Raw genomic sequence first — 11,229 nt, 5'->3', positions numbered from 1 at the left:
CCCACCGTGGTCGTGCCCCCACGCCGCTGTCGCCCACAAGCCGCCCGCCACCCACCGTGACCGTGCTCTACGCCGCCGTCGCCCGCAAGCTGTCCACCGTGGTCCATGCCCCCTGCGCCGCCGTCGCCCACAGGCCGCCCGCCACCTTGCGACCTGGACCCGTCAGTCGCCCCGCTGGACCGATCACACGCGCCGGACTTTGTGCTCCGGCCGACCCGCCGTCCCCCGGACAGCAAGCGGGGCCGCCGCGGTTCACACCGCAGACGGCCCCAGGCCGACGTCTACTCGGCCTTCACCAGCCAAGCCCTCAGGGCCCAGCCACTCAGTTCAGCCCCTACTCGCCTGCCCGCCGCTCGCCTACTCGGCGTAAGCAGCCCACTGACTGAGCCCTCGCCCGAGCCCTCGCCACTGTCGAGTCCCAGCCGCTGCCGAGCCTCAGCCACTGCCGAGCCCTCGTCATCGGCTGAGCACTCGTCACCGGCTCGGCATCCGCCACCGGCTGACCCGTTCAGCAGCCTCAGCTGTAATCAGGGTGCTGCACCGGCCAGCCCATCCGGATCACTCCGCCGGCCGGCACCGTCTCCACCTCGAGGTCGTCGACCAGGCCGCGCAGCACCGCCAGGCCCATGTCGACCTCGGTGCCGCCGTGCGGGTCGAATCCCGCGGACTCGCCGCCTGACTCGCCCTCGCCGCCGTCCTCCTGCTTGGGCACGGGACCGCCGGTGACCAGGTCGGCCACCTCCACCCGGAAGCGTTCTCCGGGTGGGGCGAAGCGGACGAGCACCGGCTCTCCGGGCGCGACCGAGCGGTGCAGCCCGACGGCCCGCGAGCAGGCCTCGCCGACCGCCAGCCGGACCTCGTCGAGCAGTCCGTCCTCCACGCCGGCACGGCGAGCGAGCGCCACGGCCACCAGGCGTGCGGTGCGCACGTGCTCCGGCAGCGGCGCGAAGCGCAGCGAGACGCCGTCGGGCGCCTGCTCTTCTTCGGCCGCGGCGGACCCGGCCGCCTCAACACCCGTCATCTGATCCTCCGCAATCTCGAGCTTGGAGTGCACCGCCGGCGGGATGTCAGTCGGTGGCCGAGGTGGCTTCCTCGACGCTCTGATGGATGGGGAAGACCTTGGTCAGACCGGTAATCCGGAAGATCTTCAGAATGCGCTCCTGGGTGCACACCAGACGCAGCGAGCCGTCGTGGGCGCGCACCCGCTTGAGCCCGCCAACCAGCACACCGAGTCCGGTGGAGTCGAGGAAGTCCACCGCCTCCATGTCCACCACAAGGTGGTAACGCCCCTGGTTCACCAGGTCCACCAGCTGCTCGCGCAGCTTGGGGGCGGTGTAGACGTCGATTTCGCCGCCGACTTCGATGACCGTGCGGTCACCTTCGTGCCGGGTCGACAGGTACAGATCCACGGGTCCTCCAGCACTGCTTCATATGCGTATTCCGCAACCGTCTCGCCGAGCGCGCGAGCCGGGCCCGGTTCCATCGGTACCCTGCATTCAATCACTCTCCGGGGACAGCCGGTGACGGATTGCCCCAGCTTTCGGGCAATCCCTACCGCTGCTTCACCACGAAGAGTGGCTTCGTGCGTACCACGACGGCCAGGAGCGCCTAACCTCTTACTACCATGCCACGTTCGCGCACTGCTGAGGAGATCCTTCGGCGACTTGTCTTCCTGGGCGGCCCCTCGCGCGAGGGCAGCGCCGTCCACATCGAGCAGGTCGACGCCCGCCTGCCGCTGTTCGCCGAGTGGCCCCAGTGGGCGCATCCGCTGCTGGTGGAGCGGCTGACGCAGGGTGGCGTGGAGCGTCCCTGGTCGCATCAGGTCGAGGCCGCCGAGCTGCTGCACGCCGGTCGGCACACGATTCTGGCGACGGGCACCGCGTCGGGAAAATCCGCGGGATATCTGTTGCCGGCGCTCTCCCGTCTGCTGACCGACGCTGAGGGCTCGTCCGGCCCGGCCGCCCGACGGCGTTCCGCGACCGTGCTCTACCTCGCTCCGACCAAGGCGCTCGCCGCCGACCAGGCGCGGCGCCTGCGTGAGCTGAACCTGCCGCTGCCCCCGGCGGTCTGCCTGGACGGCGACACGACGGGCGAGGAGCGGCGCTGGATCAGGGAGCACGGCCGGTTCATCCTGAGCAATCCGGACATGCTGCACTACTCGATGCTGCCGGACCACCGCAGATGGGCCGGGTTCCTCAGACGGCTGTCGTACGTCGTGGTGGACGAGTGCCACGGCTACCGCGGCGTCTTCGGCGCGCACGTGTCCGCCGTCCTCAGGCGGCTGCGACGGCTGTGCGCCCACTACGGCGCGGACCCGGTCTTCGCCCTGGCGTCGGCCACCACGGCCGACCCTCAGGCCACTGCGTCGCGCCTGACCGGCCTCGAAGTCGAGAGCGTGACGCAGGACGGATCGCCGCGCGGCAGGATGCTGTTCGCCCTGTGGGAGCCGCCGCTGACCGACGTCCGCGGCGAACTCGGCGCCCCGACCCGGCGCACGGCCGTGGCCGAGACGGCGACACTGCTGGCGGATCTGGCGGGCGAACAGGTCCGTACGGTGGCGTTCATCCGCTCCCGGCGCGGAGCCGAACTGGTGTCCATCATGGCGAAGGAGCACCTGGAACGCCGCGGCGTGGACGGCCGACAGGTAGCCGCGTACCGCGCCGGATATCTGCGGGAAGATCGCCGGGCACTGGAAGCCGACCTGCAATCGGGCCGCCTCACCGCCGTCGCGGCGACCAACGCGCTGGAGTTGGGCGTGGACATCGCGGGCCTGGACGCCGTCGTGATGGCCGGCTACCCGGGCACTCGCGCGTCACTGTGGCAGCAGGCAGGCCGAGCCGGGCGTACGGGTCAGGAGGCACTCGCCGTCCTGGTGGCCCGGGACGACCCGCTGGACACCTACCTCGTGCACCACCCGGAGGCGCTGTTCGGCAAGCCGGTGGAGGCGACCGTCTTCGACCCGGCGAACCCGTACGTGCTCTGGGGCCACCTCTGCGCGGCCGCCGCCGAGCTGCCGCTGCGCAAGGACGACCTGGATCTGTTCGGTCCCGGTGCCCACCCCCTGGCCGAGGAACTCGGCCGTTCCGGCTGGCTGCGCCAGCGGGCCGACGCCTGGTACTGGACCAGGCCCGAGCGGGCCGCGGACCTGAGCGACCTGCGGGGCTCCGGAGCCGAGCCGGTGCGCATCATCGAGGCGGACACCGGCAGGCTGCTGGGCATGGCGGACGGCGCCTCGGCGGCCGGAGCGGTGCATCCGGGCGCGGTCTACCTGCACCAGGGCGAAAGCTACCTGGTGCGCGACCTCGACTTGGACGAGTCGATAGCGCTAGTCGAGGCGAAGGACCCCGGCTACGCGACATACGCCAGGGAACAGTCCGAGGTCAGGATCCTCAAGGAGGAGCGGGCCGAGGACTGGAACAGCCACTGCCGGATCGCCTACGGCACGGTCGCGGTGACCAGCCGCGTCGTCGGCTACCTCAAGCGGGACTCGCGCACGGGCCAGGTGCTCGGCGAAGAGCAGCTGGAACTGCCCGAGCACACGCTGACCACCCGGGCCGTCTGGTGGACCGTCACACCCGCCGGCCTCGAAGACGCACTGCTCGCCGCCCCCGACATCCCCGGCGCCGCCCACGCCGCCGAGCACGCCTCGATCGGCCTGCTCCCCCTGTTCGCCGACTGCGACAGATGGGACCTCGGCGGCCTGTCCGCCGCCGAGCACCCGGACACCGGCCTCGCGACCGTGTTCGTACACGATGGACTGCAGGGCGGAGCGGGCTTCGCCGAGCGCGGCTTCGCCAAGGCCAGGGACTGGCTGGCAGCGACCCGCGACGCCATCGCCGCCTGCGAGTGCCGCACCGGCTGCCCTTCCTGTGTGCAGTCCCCGAAGTGCGGCAACCGTAACGAACCGTTGGACAAGACGGGTGCCATCCGCCTCCTGGAGGTTTTACTCACGCCCAGCTGACGGGTATGCAGGTTGTCACATAGGAACACAAGAGCTGAGCAAGCGGGCTCTGATACCGATGAGGCGACCGACCCAGCGAAGGCAGGCGAGCCGGATGATAGCCGTGGCGGTGGCCGTGATCATCGGTGTGGTCGCGGTGACCTGCGGCATCGTGGCCGACTCGAACCATCCGGACTCACTCGCCTTCCTCGGCGTCATGGTCCGCACCACCGCCGCCCAGATCTTCCTGGCCGGCGCCATCTGCACCTGGGCCCTGTTCGCCGCCCTCTGGCTCCTGTCCGCCGGCATCCACCGCTCCCGCGAGCGCGGCATCGAACTCCGAGCCCTCCGCGCCGCAGCCGCAGGCGTCGACTCGGACGACCTGGATGACCTGGATGACCTGGACCTAGACGCAGGCCCGGGCTTCGACCCTGTCCTGAACCCGGCGGACCGGGCGGCCCCAGCGAATCCAGCGGACCCGCGCCTCGACCGAGGCAGGGCCGGAGCCGGAGCCGGAGCCACACCTTGGACCGGGACCGCATCCGGGACTGGTGCCGGGACCGGAGCCGGGTCCGGACCCGGCGTCGGCCACGAATACGGATGCGAGCAGCCGGGCACAAACCATGGCTGGCCCGGCTACGAGGGCTGGGAGGGACGTCCCAACTCGAACTGGGACTGGCCCCGTGATGGGGACTGGGACGGACGACCGGACTTGAACCCGGACTGGCAAAGGAACCAGTTCGGCCAGACGGGCACGAATCCGGCCTCGCACGAGAACCGACACGGGCACCCGTACCCGAACCCGGACTCGCCCAGGAACCAGCACGGCCAGGCAGGTACGAGCCCGGACTGGCGCGAAGATCCGTATGGACACCCGGACCTCGACCCGCACTCGCCCAGGAACCAGCACGGCCAGACAGGTACGAGCCCGGACTGGCGCGAGGACGGGAACTGGGGCTGGGACCTGGAGGGACACTCGGACAAGAGCCAGGGCCAGCGCGGAGACGAGGGCGCTCGCGGAGACGGGCGTGGACCCGGTCCTGGCACGGAGAGCTGGGAGAATGCCGACTGGCCGAACCGTGCCGCGTCGGTGGCGCAGACTCCCTCTCCGGACACGTGCGGACCGACCGGCTCGAGCTATCGGGCCGTCCCGATCAGGTCGGAACCCGACGTACCCGGTTCCCCGAATACGGCACCCGGCACCGGTTTTGCCTCCTATGCCTTCCCCGGCTTCGACTCCTACCGTTCCTCGGCTTTCGCCACTTCACCCGTTTCAGATCAGACCACCTCCGATTCCATTCCGCCTACTTCTGAGCGTCCCGAGTCAGACCATCCCGCCTCCGATTCCTCCGGACCCGTCCAGCCCGGCGCCGACTCCATCCGATCCGTCTCCGGCACCGGCTCCGTCGGCACCGGCTTCTCCGACGGGACCAGCCCGGCTGCCGGCTTGGACGGTGTCGATCCGCGCCGTGCCCGGAAGCCCGTCAGCGAATGACCCGAGCAGCGGCATATTCCTGCTCACCGACACCGAGCAGTCCAGCGGCGCGCACTCACACGAGACCAGCCGCGCTCCCGCCCGGTGAGCGGCCAGGGCAGCGGCGTCGCACGGCGATGGGCCACTCTCGTCGGCGAGCCGATGCAGTGCCGCCTCGGCCGCGGTGAGTGCGGCGGTGTCCGCCGCCCGTTCGGCCGAATGCCGCGTTCCCTCCGCGGCAACCCACAGCAGGACCCAGCAGACCGCGGCCGAGATCAGGGTCAGTGCGCAGACCGCCCAGATCGTCGCCGAGCCGCGCTCCCGCCCGGCCCGGTGGCCGGTTGGCGTGCAGCTCCCGTCCCGGTGGCCGGTTGGCGTACAGCTCCCGTCCCGATGGATGCATGGCGCGTAGCTCCCGTCCCGATGGCCGGTTGGCGCGTAGCTCCCGTCCCGATGGCCGGTTGGCGCGTTACTACCGTCCCGGCTGGCTGGCGCGTTGCTCCCGGCCTGCCTCCAGCGGCGCACGCACGGCCATAACCGGCTGCCGGGGATTGCGGGCATCGTGACGAGTCGAGCGTGGAATTGGGCCTGTCGTGCAATCGAGGAGTTCATGCATCACACCCTTCAACCCGTAGTTCGCAGGGCACTGTCGCCGTCGCGGAGACGCGGACGTCCGGTAGGAACCGGCTGACGATGCCCCGGTCGTGTTCCACCTGCACCGTGAGCGAGCCGTCAGCCATCCGGACCGTCGCGGTCGCGCCCGCCGGCGCGTACTGTCCGACCAGGGCCGTCAGCTCGGCGCTCGGTGAGCCTCGGGCCAGCGCTCGCGCGGTCTCCCAGGCGGCGTCCGCACACCGGATCTGATCGCCCGCCAGCAGCACGAGCATCGTCAGCGCGTAGCCGAAGCCGAGGAGCACCGGGAGCAGCAGGGCCGTCTCCGCGGTGACGTACCCGGCCTCCGAGCCTTCCGCCCGGCACCGGAATCGGGCGCCGACGGGAATCAGGACACGGCTCATCCATGCGTGCATCACCCAGCCAAGCCGAGGGCCCGGTGGATGAGCCCGTCCAGCGCCGCGGCGACCGATCCCCCGGTCAGGATCTTGTACAGCACCGCGGCGAACGCGCAGGCCGCGAGCGTGCCGATGGCGTATTCGGCCGTGGTCGTCCCCGCCTCCCGGTCGAAGGCGAAGCGCGCGCGGCGGCGCGGACGCAGCCGCGGCCTGACACGCGTGTGCGGGTTCGGGCCGAGGTGAACGAGGGCACCCTGGGTCGGACCGCATGCGAAAGCCAGGGCAAGGGCTGAGGCTTGGGCGGCGAGGCGCTCGTGCGGGGCGATCATCATGATGATCCTTTCTTCGTGCGGGAGAAATGCGCGGAATCGGTTGTCAGGGTTGGCAGGGCGCTGGCGGCGGTTCGGCGTGTCTGGCAAGGCATGGCATTAGGGGATCAGGCGTGTACTCGGGAAAGCAGGCCGAAAGCGGTGGGCAGGACGCCGAGGAGCACGAACGCGGGCAGGAAGCAGATCGCGAGAGGTGCCGTCGCGCGCACGCCGACTGCGCGGACCTCTGCGAGGAGCGCTGCCGACGCCGCCTCACGCAGCTCACGGGCTGCCCTGCCGACCGTGGCAGCCGCAGGTGCTCCCGTACGCCCCGCGCGGATGACGGCCGCGGCGAGCGGGGCTGTCGCCTCGTCCTCGGCCAACGCGCTCCACGCCGCGTCTTCGTCGGTGCCCGCACGCAGCGCCGTCGCCGCGTCCCGGAATCGGCAGGCCAGCAGGTCTACGTCGGCCAACGCTTCGCGCTCCTGGCCTCGCGACCGTTTCGCCACAGCCGTGCCCTCGATCTCGCGGCGTGTGCCTCGACCGGCGGGTGGGCACACCGCATTTGGCAATCCGGTCGTGCTTTCGACCATGCTCTCCCCGCCGAAAGCGTGGGCCACGGTCAGTGCGGCGTCGGCCGGTTGCATCCCGGCCGCGAGAGCTGCGGCGAAGAGGTCGGCGAGCGGCGGGACCTGAGCGCATGCCCGGGTTTTCTGCCGCATGCCGGCCTTTGCTCGTTGCCGGGCCAGGCCCACCAAGGTGCCGATCGCGCCGAACAGCGCCGCCGGGATCGCCAGCGGACCGCCGATCAGGCACGCTGTCACCGCACCTCCCAGCACTGCCCAGGCGGCGTCCGGGACTGTCGGTCGACGCAGCCGGACGGAGGTCCATGCGACCGCGAACGGGTCCGTTCTCACGACGGCGGGCATGCTCGGAAGCGTCGGCACGCGGCTTTGCCGGAGCGCGATCGCACAGACTCCGAGCACTATGGCCAAGGCCGCTTCCCACGCCCGATTGGCCGGCTGGGTCATGGTGTTGACGTGCTGGGGAATCAGCAGGATGTTCCGGGCGCGGGGAGGGCCGGACCAGGGAATCGGCCACAGCTTGTCTCTGAAGCCGGTCATCTCGGCACCTGTCTCGTTGACGTTCATGCCCATGCCTCCTGTGCACGCCCCATGAGGTTCTTCCGCGGTTCGAGCCTGAGCCCGGAGACGAGCCGGTCGGTCCAGAGCAGCCCGCACAGGTCGAGGCCCACGCCGAAGACGAGGCAGAGCTGACCGGGCGTGTGATGCAGCAGCATGTCCGAGGGATCCGCGCCCAACGTGAGCCCGAGGGCGATACCGAAGGCGGGCAGCGCGGCCAGGAGAATGATGGTGGCGCGGATCCCGGCCAGTTCCACCGCCACCGCGCGCACCCGGGCGGATTCCGCCAGCAGTCCTTCCTCGATGCCGGCCACGGCCTCCGTCAGCCTCACGCCGTGGCGGTCCGCCGCATGCCAGCACGCTGCCAAAGCCCGCAAGGCGCTGCGTCCTGGACGTCCGGATTGGATGGCGAGGAGCCGGACGAGGTCGAGCGACGCACCGGGCCCGCTTGCCTGCTCGGCCATGTCCCGCAACTCGGGCCGACTCCAGACTGCGGACAGGAAGGCGGCCTTCGGCTGCAAGCCTGCCTCGAGTTCCGCACGCAGAGCGGTGCAGAGGCCGGCCACTGCCTCGCGTTGCGCGTCGTATTCCGCCCAGCCACGGCGTCGGGCCCGCCGGTATCCCAGGACCGCCACCGTCGGCGGCACGACCACGAGCGGCATCAGCGAGCGGCAGATCAGACTGAGCAGCACTGCGGCGAGCACGGTCAGCACCGCCGGCAGGCGCCGCCCCGGGCGTAGTAAGGATCCCAAGGGCCCCAGCACTTCAACAGCGTTCATCAGGGGTCTCCATCGTGGAGGACTGGAAGGTGGCGTTGCGGTGGTTGTCGGAACGGTCGCGACCGCCGAACTCCTGGGCGAGGGCGCGTGGGAAGTCCTCGCTCGTCGCACGGGTCCGCTGGACGGCAGGCTCGAATCGCCCGCCGCGCCCGAGTTCCTCCTCGAGCTGGCCGAGACCGGGCCAGTCGCGGACCTTGCCGGACTCGTCGAAGCTGAGCGCGAGCGCCACCTGCAGCGGACCGGCACCGGCGCGACGTCGCAGCACCGCGATCGACTGCAGCCTGCGTCGCCCGCAACTGTCGCGCTCAAGATGCAGCAGGAGCCGGACGGCAGCCGCGGCCTGGCTGTGCACCGCTTCGCGAGAGACGCCCGCCATGAGAGCCAGGGCCTCGATTCGCGCCGGAACATCCTGCGGCCGGTTTGCGTGAAGGGTGCCGCAACCGCCCTCGTGGCCCGTGTTCAGCGCGGTGAACAGGTCCATGATTTCGGCGCCGCGCGCCTCGCCGAGGATGATCCGGTTCGGACGCATGCGCAGCGCCTGGCGGACGAGTTCGCGCACGCCCACCTCGCCGCGACCTTCCTGATTGGCCGGACGCGCTTCGAGTCGGATCACATGAGGATGTGACGGAGTCAGCTCTGCGCAGTCCTCCACCAGGACCAGACGCTCAGAAGGCTCGACCAGGGACAGCAGAGCGCACAGCAGCGTCGTCTTGCCCGTACCCGCGCCGCCGGTGATCAGGAACGAGACACGCTTCGCCACGATCTCGGAGAGCAGCGTGATGCAGAGTTCGTTGACGGTGCCCATCTCGTGCAGTTCGTTCAGCGTGAACGCTCGACGGCGCGAAGTGCGCAACGAGATCGTCGTACCAGCGACCGCGAGTGGCGGCAGGATCGCGTGCATCCGGCTGCCGTCCGGCAGTCTGACATCGACGTAAGGGCTCGCATCGTCGAGCCGTCGCCCGGCCTGCACCGCCAGGCGCTGGGCGTAGCGCCGGACCGCGGCCTCGTCGGCGAAGCCGTTCTGCACCGCCTCGAGTCGGCCCGAGCGCTCTACCCAGGCTGCACCGGCACCGTTGATCAGCACGTCGGTGACCTCGGGGTCGCGCAGCAGGGCGGCGATCGGATCGGTACCGAGGAACTGCTCGCAGACCACACGGGCCAGCGCGTTGAGCCCCTCGGGGCCGAGCGTGCACCGCATCTCGAGCAGTGCGGCGCGGATCGCACCGGGCTCCGGCTCCAGGGTGCCTGCGGCCAGCCGGGCATGGAGGGCATGGAGAACTCCGCCGCCGGGCTCGAGCGCCGAGGCATCGGGCGAGGTGTGCACGCTCATGCCGTCACCGCACCGAAGAGCGAGTCCACGAAGCGCAGGCAGAAGCGGTCGAGCGAGGCGCGCTGGAGCGTGGACCGATCGCGACCCGCCTTGAGGACGCCGCTGAGCGGGAGTCGCAGCAGTTTGGCCAGATGGCCCGGGTCGAGCAGATCCCGGCAGGGCAGCCGAGCGACGAGGCCGGGGCGCGGCCCGAGTACGCCGAGTTGAGCCAGCAGACGATGAGCGGAGATGGCGGCGCGCTCCGCCACGGGAACGATCAACAGGCTGTGGGTGGCGTAGGCGGCCGCGACACGGGTCGTATCGCCCAGGGTGCGCGGCAGGTCCACGACGAGGAGTTCGGCCGTTCCGGCCAGCTCGCCGAGCGCTTGGCGCATCGCGTCCGGCGGGATCGAGGCGCCGTCCGGACGGCCCCAGCTGAGCACCGTCAGCCCGGATTCCCGCGGCGGACGCAGATGCTGGGTGATGGGCGACGCCGGAGACTCGGGGATAACACGGGGTTCGGCGGACAGCTCGTCGGCCAGGAGAGTCTCCAAGCCGCCGCCGAGCGGATCGCCGTCGACGAGGACGACGGCCCGGCCGCTACGCAGGGCCGATCGGGCGAGCCCGGCGGCGAGGCTGGACGCACCCGCACCGCCGCAGCCACCGAGCACCGCGACGCACGGCACGGAGTGATAGCGGGACGCACTGGTCGGCATCGGTCTTCGACCCCCTTGCTCCGAGGCAGCCGGCGGGCGAGCCACCGGGTGGACGCTTTGCGTGTCCACGCCATCACCATCGGCTATCAGGCGACGTCAATGCCAGTGCTCATTGAAATCTGTGGATAACTGAGGCCTGAGCTTGTGGATAAGTCCGCTGATGCAAAACATGAAGGGACGTTCAGGCCAGGTGGTGAGCGAAGTGGGTGCCCATCACGCGTTGGGGACGAGGAGAGCGGTGGACGGCGAGATTCGTCGGCGGAGGTCGGACGATAGGCGGTCGGACGCGGCGGAAGCTCCACGGCACGGGCTGGGCGGTCAGACGCGGCGGAGGCTGCGCGGCGCGGTGAGGAATGGCGCGGTGAGGAACGGAGGGGTAAGGCCTTCGTGGGGCAGGAGCTTCACGACGCCGACTGGGGGATGAGCGTGGGCGGGACGGCATGGCGTGGGCGGTGGGACGCGGCGGAGGCTGCGCGGCAGGCGGGGAAAGGCGGGCGCGGCGGAGGGCCAGCGGCACGGTGAGGTGGAGTGGGACCTTCACGGCGCAGCCA

Annotated in this window: 10 protein-coding genes; 1 reads left to right on the top strand and 9 read right to left on the bottom strand. The window is 70.8% G+C overall.

The window, feature by feature from the left end; genetic code table 11:
- Window positions 1-517: 517 nt before the first annotated feature.
- Together KDL01_RS33795 and KDL01_RS33790 are read right to left on the bottom strand one after the other, a co-directional pair.
- The gene (locus tag KDL01_RS33795; protein ID WP_212532754.1) at window positions 518-1,021 is read right to left on the bottom strand and encodes an ATP-binding protein; all 504 of its coding nucleotides are present in this window, start codon (window positions 1,019-1,021) and stop codon (window positions 518-520) included.
- Window positions 1,022-1,067: 46 nt separating this feature from the next.
- Window positions 1,068-1,409, bottom strand: a complete 342-nt coding sequence (locus KDL01_RS33790; protein WP_034266486.1) for an anti-sigma factor antagonist — start codon at window positions 1,407-1,409, stop codon at window positions 1,068-1,070.
- A gap of 215 nt (window positions 1,410-1,624) precedes the next feature.
- On the opposite strand from KDL01_RS33790, the gene KDL01_RS33785 reads away from it, so the two are divergent.
- A complete protein-coding gene (locus tag KDL01_RS33785) occupies window positions 1,625-3,961 on the top strand; it encodes a DEAD/DEAH box helicase (protein WP_212532753.1) in 2,337 nt (778 codons plus the stop codon).
- 1,303 nt (window positions 3,962-5,264) lie between these two features.
- Here the strand turns inward: KDL01_RS33785 and KDL01_RS46185 are convergent.
- The 7 genes from KDL01_RS46185 to KDL01_RS33750 all read right to left on the bottom strand — a co-directional run bounded on the left by KDL01_RS46185 (window position 5,265) and on the right by KDL01_RS33750 (window position 10,678).
- Window positions 5,265-5,975 (bottom strand): Rv3654c family TadE-like protein, encoded by a 711-nt coding sequence (locus KDL01_RS46185; RefSeq protein WP_368861705.1) that lies wholly within the window; start codon window positions 5,973-5,975, stop codon window positions 5,265-5,267.
- A gap of 47 nt (window positions 5,976-6,022) precedes the next feature.
- On the bottom strand, window positions 6,023-6,430 hold the full coding sequence (locus KDL01_RS33775) for a TadE family type IV pilus minor pilin (protein WP_212532751.1): 408 nt from the start codon (window positions 6,428-6,430) through the stop codon (window positions 6,023-6,025).
- An 11-nt stretch (window positions 6,431-6,441) separates the two neighbouring features.
- Complete coding sequence (locus KDL01_RS33770) at window positions 6,442-6,756, bottom strand: DUF4244 domain-containing protein (RefSeq protein ID WP_246577376.1); 315 nt, start codon at window positions 6,754-6,756, stop codon at window positions 6,442-6,444.
- A gap of 104 nt (window positions 6,757-6,860) precedes the next feature.
- Window positions 6,861-7,883, bottom strand: a complete 1,023-nt coding sequence (locus KDL01_RS33765) for a type II secretion system F family protein (RefSeq protein WP_212532750.1) — start codon at window positions 7,881-7,883, stop codon at window positions 6,861-6,863.
- Window positions 7,880-8,653: a type II secretion system F family protein gene (locus tag KDL01_RS33760; RefSeq protein WP_212532749.1), complete on the bottom strand. Its 774-nt coding sequence runs from the start codon at window positions 8,651-8,653 to the stop codon at window positions 7,880-7,882. Before KDL01_RS33760 ends, KDL01_RS33765 begins: the two co-directional genes overlap by 4 nt.
- Complete coding sequence (locus tag KDL01_RS33755) at window positions 8,640-9,983, bottom strand: TadA family conjugal transfer-associated ATPase (protein WP_212532748.1); 1,344 nt, start codon at window positions 9,981-9,983, stop codon at window positions 8,640-8,642. Before KDL01_RS33755 ends, KDL01_RS33760 begins: the two co-directional genes overlap by 14 nt.
- A complete protein-coding gene (locus tag KDL01_RS33750; RefSeq protein ID WP_212532747.1) occupies window positions 9,980-10,678 on the bottom strand; it encodes a CpaE-like family protein in 699 nt (232 codons plus the stop codon). Before KDL01_RS33750 ends, KDL01_RS33755 begins: the two co-directional genes overlap by 4 nt.
- Between the last annotated feature and the right edge of the window lie 551 nt (window positions 10,679-11,229).

Origin of the sequence: Actinospica durhamensis (assembly GCF_018139695.1) — a bacterium.
GTDB lineage: Bacteria > Actinomycetota > Actinomycetes > Streptomycetales > Catenulisporaceae > Actinospica > Actinospica durhamensis.
The sequence above is the reverse complement of the archived record's forward strand: the minus strand, read 5'-3'. Positions and strand labels throughout refer to the sequence as shown.

Excerpts from the sequence above, each read along its gene's own strand:
- KDL01_RS33795 (WP_212532754.1), bottom strand. The coding sequence starts at position 1,021 with ATGACGGGTGTTGAGGCGGCCGGGTCCGCCGCGGCCGAAGAAGAGCAG.
- KDL01_RS33785 (WP_212532753.1), top strand. The coding sequence starts at position 1,625 with ATGCCACGTTCGCGCACTGCTGAGGAGATCCTTCGGCGACTTGTCTTC.
- KDL01_RS46185 (WP_368861705.1), bottom strand. The coding sequence starts at position 5,975 with ATGCCCGCAATCCCCGGCAGCCGGTTATGGCCGTGCGTGCGCCGCTGG.
- KDL01_RS33775 (WP_212532751.1), bottom strand. The coding sequence starts at position 6,430 with ATGAGCCGTGTCCTGATTCCCGTCGGCGCCCGATTCCGGTGCCGGGCG.
- KDL01_RS33770 (WP_246577376.1), bottom strand. The coding sequence starts at position 6,756 with ATGATGATCGCCCCGCACGAGCGCCTCGCCGCCCAAGCCTCAGCCCTT.
- KDL01_RS33765 (WP_212532750.1), bottom strand. The coding sequence starts at position 7,883 with ATGAACGTCAACGAGACAGGTGCCGAGATGACCGGCTTCAGAGACAAG.
- KDL01_RS33760 (WP_212532749.1), bottom strand. The coding sequence starts at position 8,653 with ATGAACGCTGTTGAAGTGCTGGGGCCCTTGGGATCCTTACTACGCCCG.
- KDL01_RS33755 (WP_212532748.1), bottom strand. The coding sequence starts at position 9,983 with ATGAGCGTGCACACCTCGCCCGATGCCTCGGCGCTCGAGCCCGGCGGC.
- KDL01_RS33750 (WP_212532747.1), bottom strand. The coding sequence starts at position 10,678 with ATGCCGACCAGTGCGTCCCGCTATCACTCCGTGCCGTGCGTCGCGGTG.